Annotated in this window: 22 protein-coding genes and 1 pseudogene; 15 read left to right on the top strand and 8 right to left on the bottom strand. The window is 70.2% G+C overall.

What is annotated here, in order from left to right:
- Positions 1 to 39: 39 nt before the first annotated feature.
- Positions 40 to 360: a hypothetical protein gene (locus tag EDD27_RS55510; RefSeq protein ID WP_206641443.1), complete on the bottom strand. Its 321-nt coding sequence runs from the start codon at positions 358 to 360 to the stop codon at positions 40 to 42.
- A gap of 224 nt (positions 361 to 584) precedes the next feature.
- Between EDD27_RS55510 and EDD27_RS16470 the strand changes: the two are divergent.
- A pseudogene (locus EDD27_RS16470) lies at positions 585 to 947 on the top strand (MerR family transcriptional regulator); the annotation flags it as partial.
- Positions 948 to 1,212: 265 nt separating this feature from the next.
- On the opposite strand, the gene EDD27_RS16465 reads toward EDD27_RS16470, so the two are convergent.
- Positions 1,213 to 1,818 (bottom strand): helix-turn-helix domain-containing protein, encoded by a 606-nt coding sequence (locus EDD27_RS16465; protein ID WP_127933222.1) that lies wholly within the window; start codon positions 1,816 to 1,818, stop codon positions 1,213 to 1,215.
- Between the two features lie 88 nt (positions 1,819 to 1,906).
- Between EDD27_RS16465 and EDD27_RS16460 the strand changes: the two genes are divergently transcribed.
- The 4 genes from EDD27_RS16460 to EDD27_RS16445 all read left to right on the top strand — a co-directional run bounded on the left by EDD27_RS16460 (position 1,907) and on the right by EDD27_RS16445 (position 5,307).
- A complete protein-coding gene (locus tag EDD27_RS16460) occupies positions 1,907 to 2,533 on the top strand; it encodes an SAM-dependent methyltransferase (protein WP_127933221.1) in 627 nt (208 codons plus the stop codon).
- 46 nt (positions 2,534 to 2,579) lie between these two features.
- Positions 2,580 to 3,074 carry a DinB family protein gene (locus EDD27_RS16455; protein WP_127933220.1) on the top strand — a complete coding sequence of 165 codons (495 nt, stop codon included), beginning with the start codon at positions 2,580 to 2,582 and terminating at the stop codon, positions 3,072 to 3,074.
- Between the two features lie 29 nt (positions 3,075 to 3,103).
- Positions 3,104 to 3,883 (top strand): alpha/beta fold hydrolase, encoded by a 780-nt coding sequence (locus tag EDD27_RS16450; protein WP_241564073.1) that lies wholly within the window; start codon positions 3,104 to 3,106, stop codon positions 3,881 to 3,883.
- 68 nt (positions 3,884 to 3,951) lie between these two features.
- Complete coding sequence (locus tag EDD27_RS16445) at positions 3,952 to 5,307, top strand: FAD-binding oxidoreductase (protein WP_127933219.1); 1,356 nt, start codon at positions 3,952 to 3,954, stop codon at positions 5,305 to 5,307.
- 44 nt (positions 5,308 to 5,351) lie between these two features.
- On the opposite strand, the gene pdxR is transcribed toward EDD27_RS16445, so the two are convergent.
- Positions 5,352 to 6,776, bottom strand: a complete 1,425-nt coding sequence (pdxR, locus tag EDD27_RS16440; protein ID WP_206641442.1) for a MocR-like pyridoxine biosynthesis transcription factor PdxR — start codon at positions 6,774 to 6,776, stop codon at positions 5,352 to 5,354.
- Between the two features lie 181 nt (positions 6,777 to 6,957).
- Here pdxR and EDD27_RS16435 point away from each other — a divergent pair, with 181 nt between their 5' ends.
- The 3 genes from EDD27_RS16435 (at position 6,958) to EDD27_RS16425 (ending at position 8,805) form a co-directional block, all read left to right on the top strand.
- Positions 6,958 to 7,275, top strand: coding sequence for a dihydrofolate reductase family protein (locus tag EDD27_RS16435; protein ID WP_127933217.1), 318 nt, complete (start codon positions 6,958 to 6,960; stop codon positions 7,273 to 7,275).
- Positions 7,269 to 8,105 (top strand): MBL fold metallo-hydrolase, encoded by an 837-nt coding sequence (locus EDD27_RS16430; RefSeq protein ID WP_127933216.1) that lies wholly within the window; start codon positions 7,269 to 7,271, stop codon positions 8,103 to 8,105. The genes EDD27_RS16435 and EDD27_RS16430 overlap by 7 nt, the downstream gene beginning before the upstream one ends.
- A 100-nt stretch (positions 8,106 to 8,205) precedes the next feature.
- Positions 8,206 to 8,805 (top strand): recombinase family protein, encoded by a 600-nt coding sequence (locus EDD27_RS16425; protein WP_164903640.1) that lies wholly within the window; start codon positions 8,206 to 8,208, stop codon positions 8,803 to 8,805.
- A 306-nt stretch (positions 8,806 to 9,111) separates the two neighbouring features.
- Here the strand turns inward: EDD27_RS16425 and EDD27_RS54225 are convergent, their stop codons facing one another.
- On the bottom strand, positions 9,112 to 9,465 hold the full coding sequence (locus EDD27_RS54225) for a hypothetical protein (protein ID WP_164903639.1): 354 nt from the start codon (positions 9,463 to 9,465) through the stop codon (positions 9,112 to 9,114).
- A 160-nt stretch (positions 9,466 to 9,625) separates the two neighbouring features.
- Between EDD27_RS54225 and EDD27_RS16415 the strand changes: the two genes are divergently transcribed.
- The gene (locus EDD27_RS16415) at positions 9,626 to 10,435 is read left to right on the top strand and encodes a helix-turn-helix domain-containing protein (protein WP_127933214.1); all 810 of its coding nucleotides are present in this window, start codon (positions 9,626 to 9,628) and stop codon (positions 10,433 to 10,435) included.
- Positions 10,436 to 10,659: 224 nt separating this feature from the next.
- On the opposite strand, the gene EDD27_RS16410 is transcribed toward EDD27_RS16415, so the two are convergent.
- The 4 genes from EDD27_RS16410 to EDD27_RS16395 all read right to left on the bottom strand — a co-directional run bounded on the left by EDD27_RS16410 (position 10,660) and on the right by EDD27_RS16395 (position 15,385).
- Complete coding sequence (locus tag EDD27_RS16410) at positions 10,660 to 11,502, bottom strand: helix-turn-helix domain-containing protein (protein ID WP_164903638.1); 843 nt, start codon at positions 11,500 to 11,502, stop codon at positions 10,660 to 10,662.
- A 116-nt stretch (positions 11,503 to 11,618) separates the two neighbouring features.
- A complete protein-coding gene (locus EDD27_RS16405) occupies positions 11,619 to 13,442 on the bottom strand; it encodes a DUF2264 domain-containing protein (protein ID WP_241564072.1) in 1,824 nt (607 codons plus the stop codon).
- A 108-nt stretch (positions 13,443 to 13,550) separates the two neighbouring features.
- The gene (locus EDD27_RS16400) at positions 13,551 to 14,579 is read right to left on the bottom strand and encodes a LacI family DNA-binding transcriptional regulator (protein WP_127933212.1); all 1,029 of its coding nucleotides are present in this window, start codon (positions 14,577 to 14,579) and stop codon (positions 13,551 to 13,553) included.
- Between the two features lie 29 nt (positions 14,580 to 14,608).
- Positions 14,609 to 15,385 (bottom strand): sugar phosphate isomerase/epimerase family protein, encoded by a 777-nt coding sequence (locus tag EDD27_RS16395; RefSeq protein WP_164903637.1) that lies wholly within the window; start codon positions 15,383 to 15,385, stop codon positions 14,609 to 14,611.
- 294 nt (positions 15,386 to 15,679) lie between these two features.
- Between EDD27_RS16395 and EDD27_RS16390 the strand changes: the two genes are divergently transcribed.
- The 6 genes from EDD27_RS16390 (at position 15,680) to EDD27_RS16365 (ending at position 22,185) form a co-directional block, all read left to right on the top strand.
- The gene (locus EDD27_RS16390) at positions 15,680 to 17,152 is read left to right on the top strand and encodes an ABC transporter substrate-binding protein (protein ID WP_164903636.1); all 1,473 of its coding nucleotides are present in this window, start codon (positions 15,680 to 15,682) and stop codon (positions 17,150 to 17,152) included.
- A gap of 63 nt (positions 17,153 to 17,215) precedes the next feature.
- The gene (locus EDD27_RS16385) at positions 17,216 to 18,220 is read left to right on the top strand and encodes a carbohydrate ABC transporter permease (protein WP_127933209.1); all 1,005 of its coding nucleotides are present in this window, start codon (positions 17,216 to 17,218) and stop codon (positions 18,218 to 18,220) included.
- Positions 18,220 to 19,074 (top strand): carbohydrate ABC transporter permease, encoded by an 855-nt coding sequence (locus EDD27_RS16380; RefSeq protein WP_127933208.1) that lies wholly within the window; start codon positions 18,220 to 18,222, stop codon positions 19,072 to 19,074. Before EDD27_RS16385 ends, EDD27_RS16380 begins: the two co-directional genes overlap by 1 nt.
- An 8-nt stretch (positions 19,075 to 19,082) precedes the next feature.
- Positions 19,083 to 20,240 carry a hypothetical protein gene (locus EDD27_RS16375; protein ID WP_127933207.1) on the top strand — a complete coding sequence of 386 codons (1,158 nt, stop codon included), beginning with the start codon at positions 19,083 to 19,085 and terminating at the stop codon, positions 20,238 to 20,240.
- The gene (locus EDD27_RS16370; protein ID WP_127933206.1) at positions 20,234 to 21,220 is read left to right on the top strand and encodes a hydroxyacid dehydrogenase; all 987 of its coding nucleotides are present in this window, start codon (positions 20,234 to 20,236) and stop codon (positions 21,218 to 21,220) included. Before EDD27_RS16375 ends, EDD27_RS16370 begins: the two co-directional genes overlap by 7 nt.
- Positions 21,217 to 22,185 carry a D-2-hydroxyacid dehydrogenase gene (locus EDD27_RS16365; protein WP_127933205.1) on the top strand — a complete coding sequence of 323 codons (969 nt, stop codon included), beginning with the start codon at positions 21,217 to 21,219 and terminating at the stop codon, positions 22,183 to 22,185. Before EDD27_RS16370 ends, EDD27_RS16365 begins: the two co-directional genes overlap by 4 nt.
- Position 22,186: the final 1 nt, after the last annotated feature.

The following is a 22,186-nucleotide window of genomic DNA, read 5'->3' as shown; positions in this document are numbered from 1 at the left end:
ATGCCATGACGGCTTCATCGCCGTCCTGGGCGTCAACTCTCAAACGTCCTCACGGGGTACCGGTTCCCCGGCCGTGCGCCCTGGGCCTCGGCCTTGGCGTGCGCGGACGGCACCCCAGCCGGCCAGTGCGATCACCGCCAGCGCCGCGGACGTGGACGACATCTCTATGGTGAACACCGTCGCCAGTAGCGGGGACATTCCCAGGACCGCGCGTGCCACCGCCGGCCGCACCTCACCGGTCACAACCATGGTCAGCACCAGCATGCGCTTGCGGCCCAGCCGGTCGCCGAAGTGGCCGAACACCACGCCTCCGACCGGCCTGGCCAGGTAGCCGGTGACGAACGTGCCCAGGCTGGCCACTTTCGGTGATGAACTCCTCGGTGACCTTGGTGTCGGCGCGGGCGTTGATGCGGTGCACGGTGGTGATCAGCAGGTCCACGCCGCTGACTTCACTTGCCCATGATCTCTCGTGGCGCCGGCCAGTTCGGCTGCACAACTGGCCAACTCAAGTGCTCAGTCACAGAGGAGCGCTCAGTGGAAATCGACTTGCGCCTCAAGCGGCTTGAGGTACCACAGTGGCCCCCATGAACGACCACACGCTGTATCCCGTCGGAGACGCCGCGCGTCGCAGCGGCCTGAGCGTGAGCGCCGTCCGGTTCTACGCTGACTCCAGGCTCATCGAGCCCACGGGCCTGAACGAGGCTGGCCACCGGATGTACGACATCCACGCCATCGCCCGGCTCGAACTCGGCCGCACCCTGCGCGAGCTGGACACCGACCTGGACGAGATCCGCCGCCTGCTCGAAGGCGGCACGACCCTGCACGACTTGCTCGCCACGCACCTGGAGATCGTCGAGCGCCAGGAACGCACCCTGCGGGCCAGGCGGGCGGTACTCCGGGCCGTCGCTGCCGATGGCGGCCGAGACGGGTTGGCGCGCGCTCGACATGATCGCCGGTTGCGTGCTGATCATCGGCCTCGGTACTGGTGAGGTCGCCCATTCAACTGTCGCGAGTTGTCCTGCCTCCGGGCCTGATGGTGACGTTCCCTGTTTCCCCAGTGGTGTGCCTGCCGAATTTCGCGCTAAGTCGCTTTTCATCGCAACCTGATGACTGGATCGCCTACGAGCGCGCCCGCCTGCGCCCTGAGCTGACGCGGATCAGCCGGCTACAGGGCTCACTGCCGAGCGCGAATACCGAAATCTGTCGCTGAGTTCACCGCTGGCTCCCGCCGTGAGAGGGCCGATGTGGGTCGGCGTGTATGTGCGTACGCATCCCTTGCGGGTCGAACAGGATAAGTAGTTCGACAACGCCGCCGTCGGCGCTGCCCAGCCAGTGTGGCAAGGACGTGTTGAACTCGGCTGCCTCACCGGGCGGCAACATCAGGTCGCGGTCGCCGACGATGAGCCGCAGGCGTCCGTTGAGCACGTACAGCCATTCGAAGCCGTCGTGGGTCTGCGGGGTCAGTACGGGCGGTTCCGGTTGGGCGGGGATGATCATTTTGAACGCTTGCACCCCGCCCGGCCGACGGGACAGCGGCACGAAGGTCATCCCGAACCTCCGAATCGGTGTGAGGTGGATCCGGGGGTCGCCGGTGCGCGGGGCCCCTACAAGGTCGTCCAGCGGAACGTCGTAGATTCGGGCCAGCGGCAGCAGCAATTCCAGGGTTGCCCGGCGCTGCCCGCTCTCCAGCCGGGACAGGGTGCTCTCCGAGACTCCGGTCGTCGTCGCCACGTCGGCGAGGGTGATGCCGCGGTGACGACGCAGCGCACGAAGTCGCGGCCCCACCGCGTCGAGCACCTCGTCCATTTCACGGTCCATCAGGCCATCTTGCCAGAACCGCAAGTTTTCGTGCCAGATCGGTGCGCGCCTGACGAGACTGAGCGGACACCGACGGAAGGACTCTTTGATGAACGCCGCTGATGCGGTCATGTTCTGGGACGGCGTGTACGCGGCGCGGCCGGCGGCCACCGATCCGCAGCCGAATGTCCGCCTCACCGAGGTGGTTGCGGGCCTGCCGCCCGGCGACGCGTTGGACCTCGGCTGCGGCGACGGCGGTGACGCGCTGTGGCTCGCCGGTCAGGGGTGGCACGTCACCGCCGCCGACATCTCGGCCGTGGCGGTCGAGCGGCTCGCCGCCCTTGCCCGCACGTACGGCATGGGCGATCGCGTCACGGCCGTGCGGCACGACCTACGCACGTCTTTCCCGTACGGCGAGTTCGACCTGATCTGCGCCCACTACCTGCACACCCCCTTCGACCTGGACCGAGCAACCGTCCTGCGCACCGCCGCGCACGCACTGCGCCCGGATGGGCGGCTGCTGATCGTCGATCACGGCTCGGCCGCGCCGTGGTCGTGGAGCCAGGATCCGGACGTCCGGTATCCGAGCCCGTGCGAGGTCGCGGCGGGTATCGATCTGGACGCGGCGATGTGGACGGTCGAGCGGGCCGACGCACCCCGCAGGATCGCGACCGGGCCGGGCGGGCGCACCGCCGAGGTGACCGACCACGTGCTGCTCATCCGCCGCACCGCCTGACACGGCGAACAGCGCCGCCCCCCGCCCCCGAAGGGAGAAGACCACCATGGCTGACACCGTGCGCCGCCGCCGCGACACTCCGCCGCCCAGGACCGGGAGCAGCGAGGCTGAAGTCCTGCGCGGATTCCTCGACTACCTCCGGGCCTCGGTCGCCGCGAAGGTCGAGGGTGCACCCGAACCGCAGGTGCGAACGGCCGCAGTGCCATCAGGCACGAACCTGCTCGGCCTGCTCAACCACCTGACTTTCGTCGAACGCGCGATGTTCCTCGGGGACGACGTCACCGACTGGCAGGCGACGTTCCAGGCCGCACCAGCCGACAGCGTGGCCGACGTCGTCGCCCGCTACCGCGAGACAGTCGAGCGCGCCAACGACGTTCTCCACGAGTGCACCAATCTCAGGGCACCGGTCCCTCGACCGCGGCCGGACCGCCCCGCTCCCAGCATCCGCTGGGCCCTCACCCACATGATCGAGGAGACCGGCCGCCATGCGGGCCACGCGGACATCCTCCGTGAACTGATCGACGGCACGACCGGACGCTGATCCCACCACCTTCTCGTGGACAGGAACACATGATCACCGCAACACGCCCGTCGTCGCACCGCTTCCTCCGATCCGCGCGCACGGTGGCGACCGTCATGCTCACCGTCCTGCTCACGATCGGCACAGCGGCCTGTTCCACGCCGGCCTCGACTCCCACACCGACCTCGACTCCCACACCGACCTCCACCAACGCCGCCCCCTACGCCGTCGCCACCCAGGACGACCCGGAGTTCGACAACACCTTCCGACACGAGTTCGCCGATGTCGACGGCGTCCGCATGCACTACGTGACCGGCGGCAGCGGCACACCCGTGGTACTGATCCACGGCTGGCCCCAGACCTGGTACGGCTGGTGGCCGATCATGCAGGCACTCGCCGAACACCACACCGTCTACGCTGTCGACCTCCCGGGACTGGGCGACTGCACCGGCTCACCGACCGGCTACGACAAAGCCACCCTGGCGCAGTACGTGCACACGTTGATCGCCGATCGGCTCAAGATCCGGGACGCCGCCGTCGTCGGCCACGATTTCGGTGCCGCTGTCGCATCCCAGTACGCCAGCCAATTCCCCGACGACACCGCACGCCTCGGCTACTTCGACCTGCCGCTACCCGGGCCCACCGTCGATGCGGCCACGTACCGCTCACTGAGCTGGCACATCGCCTTCCACTCCCAGCGACGGGTCCCCGAGGCGGTCGTGGGCGACGAGGTCCGCGAGTACCTGGCTCTGTTCTACCCCCAGGTCTCTTTCGGCGGAACGGCGTTCGGCGGCACGTCAGACCGGAGCAGATCCTCGACCGGCCCCTGAATTGGTCCTCAATGAGCCTACAGATTCGGACCTTATCGCGTGTACCGATTCCTGCCAGGCTGAGTGGCATGACAACGACAGCGACCCGCTTCGACGGCCAGGTACTCACGCCTGGCGACGCCGGCTACGACACCGCCCGTACCGTCTGGAATGCCATGGTCGACCGGCGTCCACGCATGATCGTCCGCGCGGTGGGCGTCGCCGACGTGGTCGCCGCCGTGCGGATGGCCCGGGAACTGGACCTGGAGATCGGCGTGCGCTGCGGCGGCCACAACGTCGCCGGCTTCGCCGTGCCTGACGGTGGTCTCATGATCGACCTGACGCCCATGGGCGGCGTGCGGATCGACCCGGCCCGTCGCCGGGCTCGGGTGCAGGGCGGCGCGCTGCTCGGCGCGCTGGACCGGGCGTCCCAGCCGTACGGCCTGGCGACCACCGCGGGCAACGTCTCGCACACCGGCGTCGGCGGGCTCACGCTCGGCGGCGGCATGGGGTGGCTGGCCCGCCAGTACGGCCTGGCATGCGACAACGTCGTCTCCTACACGATGGTCACCGCCGAGGGGGACGTGGTGACCGCGAGCCGCATCGAGAACCCCGACCTGTTCTGGGGCCTGCGCGGCGGTGGTGGCAACTTCGGCATCGTCACCGAGTTCGAGTTCCAGTTGCATCGCATCGGCACGCGGACGCTGGTCGCCGAGTTCGACTTCCGCGCCGAGGACGCCGTCCCGGTCATCGAGGGCTGGCGCGACCTGAACGCCGTCGCGCCCCGGCAGGCGACGTTCACCGCCAGTGTCGGCAGCGGTCCCGCCGGCCCGATCGCCACGCTGGGGTTCGTGTGGGTCGGCGACCCGGACGAGGGCCGCCGGCTGCTCCCCGCGATGCGGGCGCTCGGGCGTCCCGTCGCGTCGCGCGTCACCACACCGTCGTACCTCGAACTTCAGCAACGTGACGACTCCACCGGCGGTCACGCCTACCGCCGCTATTCCAAGGGGCACTACCTGCGGAGATTCCCCACCGCGGCGATCGAGGCGTTCCTGCTGCGCGGCGGCGCCGACCTGAGCGCGAGCCCGCACCTGCCGGGCGTCGGCCTGCAGGCGCACGGCGGCGCGATCGCCGATGTCCCGGATGCAGACGCGGCGTTCAGTCACCGTGGCACGATGTTCGAGTTCGGTGCCGGCTCTCGCTGGACGAACCCGGCCGAGGACGACGCCAGGATGGGTGCTGCCCGCGCCGCCGGTGCGTCGCTCGAGCCGTACGCGAGTGGGGTGTACGTCAACTCGTTGACGGCCGACGAGCTGGCCGATGGGCAGCGCGGCGTACGGCGGGCGTATTCGGCCGCGAAGCTGGCCAGGCTGACCGCGGTGAAGACCGCGTACGACCCGGCCAACGTGTTCCATCTGAACCAGAACATCCGCCCGGCATGCTGATGCGCATGTCCTGGATGTGCCGCCGGCGGAGCGCCTGCGCGGGATCAGGGTCCCCGTACGTCCCGGATGGCCGTCGCCAGCAGCGCGACCCCCTCGGCGATGGCGGCCTCTCCGAGGGTGGCGTAGCCGAAGATGAGGCCACCCGGTCCGGTGCCGGCGATCCGGTACGGGCCGACGCCGTGGATGGCGAGCCCGTGCCGGGCGGCGGCCGTCACCACCGCCGCCTCGTCGAGGTCGGGCGGGAGCCAGGCGACAACATGCTGCCCGGCGGCGATTCCGGCCGGTTCCAGATCGGGCAGGTGGGTGCGCAGGGCGTCCAGCAGCGCGTCGCGACGGCGGCGGTACACCGGACGCATCCGGCGCAGGTGGCGGTCGAACTCGCCGCGTGCGAGGAAGTCGGCGAACGTCAACTGGTCGATGACCGGCGAACCGCGGTCGGCGAGCACCTTTGCCGCAGCGACGTCGGCGACCATCTGGGGAGGCACTATCAGCCAGCCGAGCCGCAACCCCGGCGCGAGCGTCTTGCTGGCCGTACCGCAGTAGACGACATGATCGGGCGCCAGGCCCTGCATGGCGCCCACCGGCAACCGGTCGTAGCGGTACTCCGCGTCGTAATCGTCCTCGACCACGATCGCGCCGCGGCGTTCCGCCCAGCGGATCACCTCGGCCCGCGCCGCAGCCGACAGCACTCCTCCGGTCGGCCACTGGTGCGACGGCGTGAGCACGACCGCATCGGCGTCGGCCCGATGGAGCGCATCGACCTGAACGCCGTCCGGCCCCACCGGGATGCCGACCACGTCCAGACCGGCGGCGCCGGCCAGCACCCGGGCGTCGTCGTTGGACGACGGGTCTTCCAGGGCGATCCGCCTGGCGCCGTGCTGGACGAGCACCTGGATCAGCAGCGAGATGCCCTGCCCATAGCCGTTGCAGATCACCACGTTGCCGGGGACGGCCGATGTGCCGCGCACCCGGTTGAGGTAGTCGCACAGGGCCTCGTGCAGTTCCGGCACGCCACGCCCGTCGAGGTAGGCGAACCGGTCGTTGGGCGTGGTGGTGAGCACGGTTCGGACCGAGCGCAGCCATGCGGCCCGCGGGAACTGCGAAACGTCGGTGCGCCCGTACCCGAAGTCGACCCTGAAGCCGACGCTGCGCGCGGCCGGCTGCGCCGTCGAAGCCGCCGAGCCCGCGGCGGCCGGCGGCATCGACGCGGCGACCTGGGTGTAACCGCCCGATCGGCTGACGAGGTAGCCCTCGGCGACGAGCTGCTGATAGGCCTCCACCACGACCCCGCGGGAAACCCCGAGGCCGGTCGCGAGGGTGCGGGTGGGTGGCAGCGACGCGCCCGCTCGCAGCAGGCCGGCCCGGATGCCTGCGCGGATGGACCTCTCGATCTGCCGGTGCAGCGGCACCCCGGCGTCGCGGTCCAGCTCGATGAGCAGGTCCTCGGCCGGCCCGAAATTGGTCCTCAATCGCCCCACAGGATCGGACCTTACCGGCGTGTACCAATTCCTGCCAGGCTGAGTGCCCTACCGGGTTCCTCGGTGGCGAACTATCCAGATGAGCTCCTGGCCGGGGGCACGGGGGACTGGGGCCATCTCTCATCTCTCTTCGACAAGTCACAAACCGCAAGCAGATCGCAGGAGGCGACAAATGAACGACACTGAACCGCAGACCGCAGGCGGGGAGGTGCTCTGGCACTTCACGATGTCCCTGGACGGCTTCGTGGCAGGGCCGAACCACACCATGGACTGGATGACCGGGATGTCATCTCGTCCGGGCCTGATCGACGAATACATCGAGACCGCCGGCGCCGTGCTGGGGGGTCGAGATGGCTGGGACATCGACAATGACGCCCGACCGTACGGCGGCGACGGGAAAGGACCGATCTCCGTACTCACCCACCACCCCGAGGATGCCACGCCCGCCGATGACGTCACGTTCCTGAATTGCGAGGCGTGCCCGTGTTGAGGCAGGTCGCGGAGGGTGTGCTGGTCCACGAGAGCGAGTTCGTGCAGACAAACGCCGTTGTGGTGCAGGGCCGGGCCGGTGTGTTGCTCGTCGACCCCGGAGTGACCGGCTCCGAGATCGACTGCCTCGCGAACGACCTTCGCGAGTGGGGTCAGCCCGTAGTGGCAGGGTTTTCTACGCATCCTGATTGGGATCACGTGCTCTGGCACGCCAAGCTCGGCGAAGCGCCCCGTTACGGTACTGACCGTTGCGCGGCTGCTATGCGAGATCTGCTGTCGGACCCGGGTGCGAAGGCCCGCATCGCCGACCACCTGCTCGAGACGGAAATCGCCGGGCAGGTACCGCTGGACCTGCTCGGCCTCATCACCGGCCTGCCCGCCGAAACTGCGCAGGTTCCTTGGGACGGCCCTCAAGTCCGGATCATCGAGCATCAAGCGCATGCCACGGGCCACGCGGCGCTGTTCATCGAAGAACGCGGGGTTCTCGTCGCCGGCGACATGCTCTCTGATGTCCTGATTCCGATGCTCGACTTGGACGGCACCGCGGACCCGATCGAGGACTACCTCACCGCGCTGCGGCTGCTCGAGGAGGTGGCGGACGACGTCGATGTCGTCATCCCGGGTCACGGGTCCGTCGGCGGAGCTGATCAGGTACGCGCGCGGATCGACCAGGATCGGGCGTACGTGCACGCCTTGCGTGACGGCCGGGATCCCAGCGACCCGCGGATCGGCCCATCGGCCAAGCCCGGCTGGGAATGGGTGAGCGACGTGCACACAGGGCAAGCCCAGCGCCTCGCCCGAAGAAGCGAGCGCGACGGGACGCCCCGCTAGCGATCGGTGTGCGACACAGCCAGTACGCGCGGGTCGCCAGTCGAGCCGGTCGGCGGGGGGTGCCCTCTGCGGCGGCGAGCTGGGCTTCTGCGAGGGTCTTGTGGACGACGCCGACGAAGACCTTCACACCGGCGGCGATGCAGCGGATGGATTCGCCGCGCTCGCGGCCGCGGGGGTGCTGCTGTTCGAGGACCCGGCGACTACCTCCAAGATCCCGGCGCTGGAGCGGCCAGCGTTCGCGAAGGTCGCCGCCGCCCCGCATCCCGGCGACGTCCTGACGGTGTCGGAGCTGTTCCGGCTGTGCCGCGACCTGGTCGACATCCACGCCGTCCGCGACTGGTGCCAAGCCCGCGGCGTCGCCCTGCGCGTCCTATCCGGGCCTTTGTCGAACTTCCACGACCTGGCCGCCAACGACGCCACCACCGCACTGCTCATCAACGTGATCACCGCCGTCGTACAGTTCCAGCGCGACCTGCAGAACGAACTCACCGCCGAAGGGATTGCCGCCGCCGAGGCCGAAGGCCGCTACCGCGGACGCCCGCCCGCCCTCGACGGCGCCCGGCGCGAAGAGGCGCGGGCGGCGTTCCAGGACCAGGGCGCGTCGATCGCCGCCCTCGCACGCACCCACGGGGTCAGCCGGGCCGCCGTGCGAACCGCGCTCGCCGACCTGCTGCCTAACCAGGCCCAGCCGGATCAGTAACCAGGCCACCAGCATCGGAACGGCCAGTGGCGATAGCGCGCTCCCCGCGAGTTCGTAAATGCCGCTGGCCGTTCGGTTGCTGCTCAAGCCCTCATCCCGCGCAGTGTCAACGGATGTGACACTGAACCCGGTTCGCCGTTCCGCCCTTACTGGGAGGCCACCTTCGCCTGTAGCCCGTCTCGATCCACGCTAAGGATCATGTCACCGGAGCCGGACTTCGCCCTCCGGCTAAGGGCTGGCTCGGGACTGCGTCGGGTGGGTGAGGCCCGGGTCGGAGCGCCTCACCGCACCCTTCGCCGGGTTCCGTCAGGCGCAGTCCCAGCGAATTCCCTGGAACGCCTGTCTGAAGCGCGGCCACGTGTACTTCCGTGAGTTCCCCGGCCGGATGATGTAGCACGGGCTGTCAGGGCCGTTGGCGTGGCGGACCACTGCACTGACGGTGTAACGGCAATTGTTGGTGATCCGTACGCTCTGGTCGAACCAGTGGACCCAGTGATCGACACGTGCGCACCGGGGACCTGCCGCGGCTGCGGCGGTGGTGGCGGTGGTGGCGGTGGCCTCCGCGGGGGCAGCGGCAAGGCTACCGGCCAGCGCGGCGGCGACGGCGGCCGCGACCGACGTGCGGAGCAAGGTGCGCGGTAAGCAGGAGGTGCCCTTCATGTGTTCTCCTTCCTGACCTCCGGTGGGAGGATGGCGATCTGGGCAGCCAGGACGCCGCCCGCCTCGACGTTCCACCGTGCGGCGGGTGTTCGCACGAGTTGTGGGCTGCGCAAGCAAAGCAGCAACAACCGCAATAACCGCCGGCCGGTGGAGGTGGGACGTGGCGCGGGGAGGACGCAGGGATCGTCCGATCGACCGTGGCTCGGGAGTGGTCGCGGAATTCGTTGATGACCTGCGACGGCTACGCGGCGAGCTGTCGCTGGAGGAGGTGGGGCGGCGGATGGGATACCACTCCAGCACGGTGTCGAGGCGGCTGAGCCCGGATGAGTTGCCGCCGCTGGAGTTCGTCAGGGCGTATGTGCGTAGCTGCCAAGCCGAGCCCGGCCCGTGGGAGGAGCGCTGGCGGAAGATCGAGCGCGTCACCGAGCTTGAGACCAGCGGCGCCACCTCCACCATGCTGGCGGTGCCGCCTGATGGGAAACGAGATTCGTTATGGGTGCGCCGGAAGCCGTACATCGTGAGCGCACTCGCCGTTGCGGGCGTGAGCGCGGCGGTGTGGCTGGCGAACGTCCTGTACGGCGGCGCACCTCCTTCGCAGGCGCCGGTCCTGACCGCTCTGCCTGCCGGCAGCCCGCCGCCGGCGGCTGAGGGGCGCGGCTTCGCATGGAAGATCGAGCGCATGACAGCCCGGCTGTCCTCACGCCAGTGGACGCTATCGGCGCCCGGCGACGTCGAGATCTGGGCGAAGCTGACCTGCCCGGCCGAGGTCACCTTCTACCGCATCGCCCTGTACCCGACGGGCGACTCGGTGAGGTTCGCCTGCGGCTCCTGGCAGTACCACCACTGGGTGGGCGTGCCGGAGGGCCTGCACCACTTCGAGGTGTGGAAGGTCGACGACGGCCGTGCGGTCAGCGGGGAAGGTGTGCTGCGCTCTTCGGTCAGCCTGGTGGAACAGCCGACAAGGGGATGACCGACAGTCAGCTGGCGACCGTTCGCCTGGCCCGGCGCAATTCTGCTACGCAACACGGCCGAGGCCGCCACGGCGTGAGATGGACCGGGATGCCGACTCTTCAGCGGCCTGGTCGACGGCCTCGGAACCGGGCCAGGCAGGCCGGGGAAGGGCGTCGGTGGTCTTGCGGGTCGACCTCCACAGCGGGTGACTGCCCCTTTCCGACGTATTTGGTCTGGCCCCCTTCAGGAGGCGTGCGCCAGCGTCCAGGCCGTGTTGTCGACCGTCCACAGCGGGTCGGAGGCGATCGACCCCGGGGTGCGGCCGGTGAACGTGAGCACCTCGCGGTGGAGGTGGGATTGGTCGGCGTAGCCGATCTCCGCGGCGACCTCGGCGACACTGGCGGTCGTGCCGAGCAGCCGAAGCGCCCGGTCGAATCTGACGATCATCGCCGCCCGTTTCGGCGTGACGCCGATCTGTGACTTGAACCGCTTCCAGAACCGCGTGCGGCTCCACCCGTACCGGCCGGGCAGGTCGCCGATCGGCACCTGCCCGTGGCCCGCTCTGATCCGTCGCCACGCGTCGGCCACCTCGGGGTCGATGTGGAACGAGGAACGGCGGCGCCGGGCGAGCACCTCGCGGACCAGCGCGAACCGGTCGTCCCAGGACCGCGCCTCGATCAACCGCGCGCGCAGCCGGCCGGCGTCACGCCCCCAGACCTCGGCCAGGTCCAGCGGCGCCCCGTTGAGCTCCGCCGTCGGCACACCGAGAAGGTCCGGCGCCGCCAGCATGTCCACCTGCAGTTCGACGCAGTCAACGGCGCGTCCGGCCATCCGGGCGGCCGTGGGGGAGATGCCGGCGACGATGCCGCCCTCGATGGCGCCGCTTCCGAGGGGTTCGAGGCTGCCCGGGGTGCAGTCGATCACGATCGCGATCGCCGGACCGGGGGGAATGCGCTCCTCGAACGTCCCGCCTGAGCGATCGCGGAAGCCGACCATGGTGACGCCCGGGATCGCGCGCCCCTCGGTGGGGGCCGCCACCTCCCAGGCGCCGTGGCGCTGAGGCGTCGGCACACGGTCCGCTCGCATGCACGCGATCATATGCCCGCGGGTACGCCGTTTCACCGGCCAGGGACGCTGCGCCCGGCGTCAACCGTCCGTGCGGGGGAGGCGGCCGCTCCAGCGCCGGCACGTGGCAGCCGGCCTCACGGCGTGGGCGCCGGGCCGAGCAGCGGCTCGATGGAAGCCCATGCGGGAGGCTCCGGCCACCCGGCCGCGGCGTCCGGTCCAGCCGATGCCGAAGCCGAGCTCGAGCCCTCCAGGCCGATGACCGCGCAGGCGAGCAGGTGCTCGCCAGGCGGCAGGTCGCCCTTCAGCGTGGGGATCGTGGTGCGCGGGGCGAACACGTTGGTGCCGGGCAGGGCCACGACGAGGGCTCCCTCCCGCCGGCTGGACAGGTCCTCGATCACGCAGAGACCGTTCGGCGAGTCGAGCCTGGCCCGGCCGGGACCGGTGTCGACCCGGGTGGGCGGCCGGTCCCGGTCGACCGCGAAGGCGCCCTCGGCCGTGCGCAGCGCCCGCCCGGTTCTGATCCGGTGCACCCGCACGTGCCACGGAGGCAGCGCCACCAGCCAGGTCTCGATCTCCACGTCGTCCCAGGGCGTCCAGCGCGCGTGCAGCACACCGTCGGAGGCGGAGGCGTCGTGCGGCAGCTCGCACGGCCGCCAGTGCTCGCCGTCCTCGCTGAGCGCCAGCGTGCTGTCGAAGGCCCCCTGCTCGAGCTTCAGCGTCCCGGCGGGCACGCTGAAGCCGAACCGCGTGGAGTAGGCGAACTTGGCGTATTTGGCCGCGCCGTGCCGCGCCCACGGGTTGCGCTGCCCCGCGCTCAGCAACACCACGTGCCGTCCCTCCTCGCAGCGCATCAGCGCCACGCCGGCCTCCGGCTGAGTGCAGACCTCGGGCAGCGCAGGCGCGTCGGCCTCCTTGGCGGCCCAGAACGGGTGCTCCGCGGGCAGGGCGAGCGGCAGGAACGCCTTCATGGCCCAGTACGGCGAGCCGGGCGCGTTGTACTGCTCGGCCATGTGCGGCTGGGGGTAGCCGTAGCCGATGGTGAGCAGCCCGGCAGCGTCGCGAATGGGGCGGTCGGCCCACCAGCGGAGGTTCCGCAGCAGATGTCCCTTGGTCACCTCCCAGGGCAGCGCCTCGACCCCGGCGAAGGCCAGCGCCCCCCAGAACGCCGACTGCGCGAAGCGGTAGGTCAGGCTCCTGCCGAACGGGACGGCGACCCCCTCACTGGTGAACCAGTGCTGGAAGTCCTGGGCGAAGGTCGCGGCCCGCTCGCGGAAGCGCTCGGCCCTGGCAGGGTCGTCGCCGAGCGCCGCGTAGATGAGGCCGTAGAAGTGCATGGCGAACGGGATGTAGTAGTCGCGCTGCCACGTGGGCCCGTCGGAGTACCACCCGCGTCCGAGGTCGAACTCCTCCAGCCGGTCGAGCCTGGCGGTGTTGGCGTCCTGGTCGTGGGGGACTCCGACCCGGCGCAGCCCGAGTCCCACCATGACCGGGAAGAACAGCCAGTTGTTGTCGTTCGGCTGCACGGTGACGGCATGCCGGAGCCAGGCGGCCACCGTGTCGCGCTGCCGGCCGGTCAGCGGGTCCCAGATCTGCTCGGGGGCGAGGGCGAGCGTCAGGCCGATGGCGGCGGTCTCGACCAGCCGCTGGTTCCGGTCGAAGACCGCCCCCCAGTAGTCGGGGTGCTCGGGGTCGGTCCCGGCGGCCAGCCCGGCGCGCCACAGGTCCCAGTGATCGAACGCCGCGCCGCCGGCCGCCAGCGGCGCCAGCCCCCACAGCGGGCGTGCAAACGCTTCCAGCTCGGAGGCCGCCTGGTCGTAGTGCGCCGTGTTGAACCCCAGCCGCAGCCGCCCCAGGCCCGGGCTGAACCGGGGTATCAGGGGTGCGACCAGGTCCTGGACCTGACGCTCCAGGTCCTCTCGGTCACTGCCAGGCCGTCCTGCGCGGTCGTCGATGTCCACGGGCTCCCTCTCATCGGCTGGGAAAGCGCTTTCAGAGCCAGCGTTGCCTCCGCCGCCCTCGCTTGTCAACAGCCCGGAAGTCCCGGCGGGAGAGGCGCGACCGTACGGTCAGCCGGCAAGTTCCCTGGTCACCGGGGGCGGTGCGGTGCTGTCGCGGACGTGCAGCTCCATCGACAGGTAGACCGGCTCCCCGTCGTGCCCCTCGGTCATGAGAGTCTCCAGCAGCTCGGCCGCCTGCCTGCCGAGCTGCCCCCGGGGCACCGACACCGTGGTCAGGCTCGTATGCGCGACGTGGTCCAGCTCGATGTCGTCGAACCCGACCACCGACAACTCCTCCGGAACCCGCACCCCGAGCTCGCGCATCCGGGTCACCGCCCCCAGGGCCACCAGGTCGTTGTAGGTGGTGAGCGCGGTGGCGCCGGTGCCGGCCACCTCGTCGGCGGCCTCGTAACCGCTGCGGCTGGTGGACCCGCACGGCAGGATCGTGACCGAGAGGCCGAACGCCTTGGCCGCCTCCAGCGCCCTGATCCGCTCGGAGTTGGCCCAGGACGCCTCGGGCCCGCTCAGGTAGGCCACCCGGCGGTGGCCCAGCTGCGCCAGGTGGCCGCAGATCAGCATCATCCCGCCGAAGAAGTCGGCGGAGACGGCGGGCGCGGCCAGGCCGGGCACGATCCGGTCGAGCAGGACGAGCGGGTGGTCGCGGGCGCCCAGGACGACCAGCTCGGAGCGCTCCATGCGGGGAGAGCAGAGCAGCACCCCGTCGCAGCTGCGCATCAGGTCCTCGACCAGGTCGTGCTCGATCGAGGGGTCCTCGTCCGTCTCCATGACCATGACGCGGCGCCCGTGGGAGCGGGCGACGGCCGAGACGGCCTTGAGCACGTCGGGAAAGTAGGGGTTGGCCAAATTGGGGACCAGCACGCCGATGGTGCCCCACTCCCCGCGGGCGAGCCCCTGCGCCGCGGCGTTGGGCCGGTAGCCCAGCTGCCTGACCGCGTCGTGGACGCGCGCCGCCAGCGACGGGTCGACCTTGGCCGTGCCGTTGAGCACGCGGGAGACCGTCGAGGCCGACACCCCCGCCACCGCCCCGACGTCGCTGATCGTCACCCGGGTCGGGCGGCCCTGCCGCAGATTCCGCACCTGCTCCTCCTACCCCCGTGGAGCGCCCGTCAGCCGAGCAGCCCGCGCAGATGATCCAGATCCCGCCGTACGGCCGCCGCCGGGTCGTCCGCCGGGTAGTGGACGTGCAGCGACAGCGGTCCGGTGTAGCCGCGTGCGCGCAACCCAGAGATGATCTCCGGCCAGCGGACCACACCCCCGTCCGCAAACGGTTGCCACTCGCACACCCAGCCGTCCGCGGCGGATCGCCACACGGCGTTCTTCACTCCCATGCAGGCCATCCGATCGCCCAGCAGATCGACATTGAGCGCCCATGCCTCGCTGCCCTCCTTGGCCTGGTTGCCGGGGTCGGCGTAGAAGCGCACGTCATTCAGGTCGCCTGCGAGTGCGAGTGCGAGCGAGGCGGATGGATGGATCGTACCGTGATGCAGCTGGAGCGCCACCTGTACACCGTGCCGGGCGGCGAGGCCGGCGAGGCGGGCCAGCGCGGCTCTGGACTCCTCCAGTTGACGGCGGTATCCGGTGGCGGGGTCGTAGCGGTAGAAGCCCGCCCGCATGAGGGGGACGCCGGTCTCGCCGCAGGCTGCGACGATCCGTTCGGCGTCCGCACCGGCGTCGAGCAGGTCGGTGGTGACGACGTCGAGGGTGAGCCCGCGGCGCTGGAGCTCCGCGGCGACGACGGCGATGCCGCCGGGGTCGGCGGGGCTGACCGTCTGCCCCTCGCGCACGACGAGATCCGCACCGTCGGCGCCCACCGAGGCCACGGCCTCGGCCAGCCGGGCGGGGTTGATGGGGCCGAAGGGCTTGGTGAAGGCGAGCAGGCGCATACGTTCTCCTGACGTCAGAAAGCGATTGTAGAGCTTCGTCCAGGGCGCTGATGGCCGCCACCCGTTCGCGAGCTTCTCGGCGTGATGATGCCAGGTGAGGCCGCATGTTTGAGACATCGGCCAGCGGTGGCGGCCGTCGGCAGACAGGCCTCCGCAACCGAGCATTGATCTGAAACCGCTTTCTCACAAGCCTTGAATCGGGTTATGAGCCGGGTTACTCTCGACAAACCCCCGGGCAAGCGCTTACCCGCTGCCCGTGCACCCCTCTGGCCTCCGCCTCTTAGGGAGGGCTCCATGAATCCTCGTCGGCGTGGCACCGCCGCGATCATCACCGCAGCCATCGCGTCACTGCTCGTGGCGGCGTGCGGCACATCGACCAACGGCAACAGCAGCGGCGGCGGTGGTGGTACGCAGACCACGCTGAAGATCTGGGATTTCTCCGCCGAACAGGTGCAATTCCACAAGGATGCCGGCGCTCAGTTCACCAAGGAACATCCCAACATCAAGATCGAGTGGCGCTCGATCACCCAGGCCGACTACATGAAGACGCTGCCCCTGGCCTTCCAGAGCAACCAGGCGCCGGACATGTTCTACTGGAACGCCACCGGGCTGTCCGAACTGCTGGACCAGAAGTGGATCCGCCCGCTCAGCCCGGACGGGACCGTCCCCGCCGACTTCACCAAGCGCTGGCCGGACGGATCCTTCCTGGAAGGCATCAACATGCAGGACGGGAAGACGTACGGCTTCCCGTTCACGGAGAACCTGTACTGGGGCTCCGGCTACATGTTCCTCAACAAGCAGGTCTTCCAGCAGGCCGGACTGGACGTCAACCACCCGCCCAAGACCTGGACCGACCTCAAGAACGCCTGCGCGCAGATCAAGGCCAAGACCAAGGCGGAGTGCATCGCCGCGCCCACCAAGGGCGAGGACATGCAGCGGATCTGGTACGGGCTGGTCAGCAGCGTCACGACCTCGTCGACCGACTTCTTCGACTACAAGACGGGCAAGTTCAACCTGACCGAGCCCGGGCAGCTGAAGACCTTCGCCTTCATCCAGGAGCTCAAGAAGGCCGGATACCTGGCGCCGGGCACCAACGACAAGAACTTCTCCCGCCAGCAGTTCGCCGCCGGGCAGGCCGGCATCTACTTCGACGGCACCTGGATGCTGAGCGTGTGGGACAGCCAGGGCTTCAGCAGCGACAACTACGTGGTGGCGCCGCGCGTCGACCCGGACGAGGGGCAGACCGGCGCGGGCGGCCGCACGTACGACGGCAACAAGTACTGGGTCAGCTCGCAGACCAAGCATCCCGACGCCGCCTGGACGTTCATCCAATGGATGACCGACCCGAACGGCTACTTCGTCCAGCAGTACTACAAGAACGCCTTCGGCACGCTGTCCTACGTCGACAACCAGAAGATGGTCACCCACCCGGTGCTCAAGCAGATCATGCAGATCGGCGCGAAGCCGGGCTACCGCGTCCAGCTCCCCGAGCCGCTGCTCAAGTGCCCCGACATCGCCAAATCCAAGGCGTACGTCAACGCGCTGACGAAGACCCCCGACGCGGAGTGGGAGGCCATGAACGAGGCGCTGGTCAGCGGCCAGTCCCTGGCGTCCGTGGGCGCCGCCATCGTCAAGCAGCGGCAGACCGCCCTGGAGGAAGGGCTCAAACAGGAGGCGGCCGGCGGCCTGAAGGTGTCGATGGACTGCTACACCTTCCCCGACTGGGACACCACCAAGGACTACACCTCGGACATGTACAAGAGCTAAGACCGGACGGCGCCGCCGGCCACGCGCGCCGGCGGCGCGCCCTTCTCCCTCGTGAGGACATCCATGACAACCATCGCCCCTGCCCCCGGCAGGGAGAGGGTGACGGAGAGCGACCGGTCGCCCGCCGAGCGTGTGCCCGAACGCGTCGATCACTCCCGCGAGCGCGTCCGCGGCTTCGACAGGGTCTGGCTGCTCGTCTTCCTGGCCCCCTTCCTCCTGCTCTACCTCGGCTTCACCATTTGGCCGCTGATCGCGACGATCTACTACTCCTTCTTCGACTGGTCGGGCATCGGCCCGATCGAGAACTTCGTCGGGGCCGGCAACTACGGCACGATCCTGGCCGACCCGCTGTTCTGGGTCTCGGTCGTCAACACGCTGATCTTCGCCCTGCTGACGACCGTCATCAAGCTCCCGATCTCGCTGGTGGCGGCGATCCTGCTCACCCGCAAGTGGCTGCGCGGCAAGCGGTTCTTCCGGACCGTATTCTTCGCGCCGCTCATCATCCCCGTCGCCATGGCAGGCCTGGTCTTCACCTACCTGCTCAACCCGTCCAACGGCGCGCTGAATGCGATCCTGCGTGACCTCGGCCTGGTCGACCAGGGGTTCGACGTGTTCGCCAACCGGTGGAGCGCGTTGCTCGTGCTCGTGCTCGTCTCCATCTGGCAGATCTTCGGCCAGTACATGATCTACTGGATGGCGGCGCTGCAGAACGTGCCGGAGGAGCTCTACGAGGCGGCCGCCATCGACGGCGCAAGCGAGTGGAAGAAGCTCACCCGCATCACGCTGCCGATCATCAGGCCGGTCGCCGTGATCATCACCCTGCTCGGCCTGGTGAACGCCATGCACGTCTTCGGGCTGGTCGTCACGCTCACCGCGGGCGGGCCCGGCACCAGCACCTACGTGGTGTCCTACTTCATCTACCAGAACGCCTTCGGCAGGGTTCCGTTCGCCTACGGCTACGCCTCGGCCGCGGCGCTGCTGTTCTCCGTCATCGCCTTCGTCCTGGTCTCCGCCCAGGGCCTCGCGGTCCGCCGGGCCCAGCGGCTCAGGAAGGAGTACGGCGTCTGATGACGACGACCACTCAGGCCACCCGGCGCAGCAACACCGTGCGGGCCAATCTCATCGCCCTGCCGATCCTGCTGCTCGTCGGGCTCGTGTGGGTCTATCCCTTCCTGTGGACGATCTCGGCCGCGTTCAAGACCCAGGCCGGGATGTTCACCAGTGGCGCGAGCCTCGTGCCCGACCAGCTGAACTTCGACAACTTCGTCCGGGCCTGGGTCAACGCCGGGTTCTCCGGATACTTCCTCAACACGGTGCTCTACTCGGTCGTCTCGACCCTCATCGAGCTGGTCAAGGCGGCCCTGTGCGGCTACGTGCTGGCCAGGTACGACTTCCCCGGCCGGACCCTGCTCTACCGGATGATCGTGGGAACCCTGTTCATCCCGGTCGCCTCGATCATCGTTCCGCAGTTCGTGCTGATCGAGAACCTCGGCCTGCTGAACACGCGGGCCGGGGTCATCCTGGCCATGTCCGGCGGCGCCGGCGCCCTCTACGTCCTGCTGTTCGTCGGGTTCTTCTCCAGCGTCCCTGCCGACCTGTTCGAGGCCGCCAAGCTCGACGGGGCCGGCTTCCTCAAGACGTTCGGCCTCATCCTCCCGCTGGCCAAGCCGGTCATCGCGGTGGTGGTCATCTTCCAGTTCATCAGCAGCTGGAACGAGTTCAACATCCCGCTGGTGTTCACGCTCGGCCAGCCCGACCTGCAGAACCTCGCCGTCGGGATGATGTCCTTCCAGGGCGAGTACGCCACCGACTGGACCGGGTTCGCCGCGGGGATGACGATCTCGTTCCTGCCGATGCTGATGATCTTCCTTTTCTTCCAGAACTACTTCACGCGCGGCCTGGCCGGCGCCACGAAGGGGTGACAATCCGCTTGGTAAGGCACGGCGCGTTCGCCTACACCTGGGACATCGTGGGCGATCCCGCGGCGGCCGAGCGCATCGCCGGCCTCGGCGTGAGCACGGTGACCCTGCAGGCCGCCTACCACTCGGTCCGGGCCACCACCGCGTGGCATCCGCGCCACCGCATCGTCCAGGCCGACCACTCGGCGGCCTACTTCCGGCTGCGCCCCGAGCGCTGGCGCGGGCGGCTCCGGCCGTACCCACCGAGCTGGGGGGTGCCCGAGGAGGACAGGTTCGGCGCGGCACTGGCCGCGCTGACCGGGGCCGGGCTGCGGGCCGAAGCCTGGCTGGTGCTCACGCACACTTCGGTGCTGGGCCGCGAAGCGCCCGACCTCACGGTCAGGAACGCCTACGGCGAGTCCTACCCCTACGCGCTCTGCCCGGCCCAGCCCGCCGTCCAGGACTACGCGCTCACGCTCGTGGGCGAGGTCTGCGAGCAGTACGACGTGCCCGCGCTGATGCTGGAGGCGTGCGGCTGGCTGGGCGCGGAGCACGCCGGCCACCACGAGAAGACCTCCGGCGCCCACCTGTCCGCCTGCGGCAGGGCGCTGCTGTCGCTCTGCCTCTGCCCGGCCTGCCGGACCGGGCTGGCCGGGCGCGGCCTGGACGTCGAGGAGCTGGCGCGTGACGTGCGCGCCGCCGTGGACGCAGAGCTGCAGCAGGGCGTCCCGGCCGGGACGAGCCTGGACGACGCGCTCGGCCGCGAGCGCGCCCAGGCCCTGTACGGTCACCGCGGCCAGGTCATCGCCGACCTGGTCCGCGCCGTGGCGGCGCTGGCCGGCGGCCGCGAGCTGCTGCTCATGGCCACCGACGACCCGCAGGTCACCGGCCCCGACGTGGGGATCGACCTGGCCTCCTTCGACGCGCCGGTCGACGCGTACGTGCTCAAGTGCTGGGGCCCGGAGGATGCGGCCCTGGCCCGGGTGAAGGCCGCGGCGAGCCGTACCGACGTCCCCCTCGTCGCCAACCTCACCGTGCTGGAGGACGGCCACGCCCAGATCCCCGGCCTGGCCGCCGACCTCGTCGCCGAGGGCGCGCGGCAACTGCGTTACTACCACGCCGGGCTCGGCTCGCCCGCCCGCCTGGCCAGCCTGCGGGCGGCGGCTCGCTTGAAGGAGAGGCAATGCTGAACGGCCTGTACGTGATGGACCCGAACCGCTTCGACGACGTCTACGGCCCGCAGGCCCGGGCCGCGATCGAGCGGCACCTCGCCATCCCCTCACCCCCGCTCACCGCCGACCGGCTCACCCCCGACGTACTCGCCGACCTCCAGGTGCTGGTTACCGGGTGGGGAGCGCCCAGGCTGGACGCCGAGCTGCTCGCCGCCGCGCCCAAACTCTCGCTGGTGCTGTACGGCGCCGGCTCCATCCGCCCGCTGGTCACCCCGGAGATGTGGGCCAGAGGAGTGCGGGTCACCTCGGCGGCCATCGCCAACGCCACCCCGGTCGCCGAGTTCGCGCTCTCGCAGATCCTGTACGCGCTCAAGCACGGCTGGCGCTACGTGCTGGCCGCGCGCGCCGCCGCCGCCCCCGCCGCGCGCGGACCCGAGATCGGGGCCTACGGCGCGGTGGTGGGCCTGGTCTCGCTCGGCGCCACGGGCCTGGCCACCGCACGGCTGCTCGCCCACCACGACCTCGTCGTGCAGGCCTACGACCCGTACGCCGACCCGGCGCAGGCCGGGCGGCTCGGGGTACGCCTGGTCGGACTGGCGGAGCTGTTCGCCACCTCCGACGTGGTCAGCCTGCACGCACCGCTCACCCCTGAGACGCGCGGCATCGTCGGCGCCGGGTTGCTGGAGTCGATGAAACCCGACGCCACCCTGATCAACACGGCGCGCGGCGGCCTCGTCGACGAGGCCGCGCTCGTCGACGTGCTGGGCCGGCGGACCGACCTGTTCGCCGTCCTCGACGTCACCGACCCGGAGCCGCCCGTCACCGGGTCGCCGCTGTTCACGATGCCCAACATCGTCGTCACCCCGCACGTGGCGGGCAGCCTGGGCCACGAGCGGCGCCGTCACGGGCAGGCGATGGCCGACGAGCTCGCCCGCTACGTCGCGGGGGAGCCGCTGTTGTACGAGATCACCGAGTCCGGACTGGCGAGAAGGGCATGAGCACCACCCTGGTCCTGCTGCCGCCGCACGATCCGGCCACCGAGGACTGGCAGGCCCGGCTGGAGCGGGAGGTGCCGGACCTCGTCGTGCTGCGACCGGGGAGCCGCGAGGATGTGGAGCACGCGCTGGCGGAGGCCGACGCCGCCTACGGCACGCTGCCGGCTGACTTGCTGGCGCACGCCGGACGCCTGCGCTGGCTGCAGGCCCCCCAGGCCGGGCCGCCGCCGGGGTTCTACCATCCGGCCTTGGTCGCGCACCCCGTGCAGGTCACCAACATGCGTGACACCTACACCGGCCACGTGGCCGCGCACACGCTGGCGCTGGTGCTCGCGCTGGCCAGGGGCCTGCCCAGGTACGTCCGCGAACAGGCCCGCGCGCGCTGGGCGCCCGACTGGGACCCCGGCGCCGTGCTTCCCCTGGGCGAGGCCACCGCGCTGGTGGTGGGGGTGGGCGCGGTCGGGGCCGAGGTCGGCAGGCTGCTGGCGGCGTTCGGGATCAGGGTCGTGGGCGTGGACGCCCGGCGCGGCGGCCCGGTGCCGGGCTTCGCCGAGGTGCTGCCGGCCGACGCTCTCGACCGGCTGCTTCCCGGGGCGGACCTGGTCATCCTGACTGTTCCGCACACGCCCGCCACCGAGGGGCTGCTGGACGCGCGGCGGCTGGCGCTGGCCAAGCCCGGGGCGTACGTCGTCAACGTCGGCCGCGGGCCGACCGTCCGGCTCGACGACCTGGCCGCCGCCCTGTCCGCGGGGCGCCTGGCCGGCGCGGCCCTGGACGTCTTCGAGACCGAACCGCTTCCCGCCGATCACCCGCTCTGGCGGCGTCCTGACGTGCTCATCACCCCGCACGTGGCCGGCGTGGGGCCGCATGCCGACGAGCGGCGCTTCGCCGTCCTGCTGGAGAACGCCCGGCGCTTCGTGGCCGGGCGGGAACTGATCAACCTGGTCGACAAGTCTGAATGGTACTGAC

Origin of the sequence: Nonomuraea polychroma (genome assembly GCF_004011505.1) — a bacterium.
In the GTDB taxonomy this organism is placed as follows: Bacteria; Actinomycetota; Actinomycetes; order Streptosporangiales; family Streptosporangiaceae; genus Nonomuraea; species Nonomuraea polychroma.
This window is presented reverse-complemented; position numbering and strand designations above follow the sequence as displayed.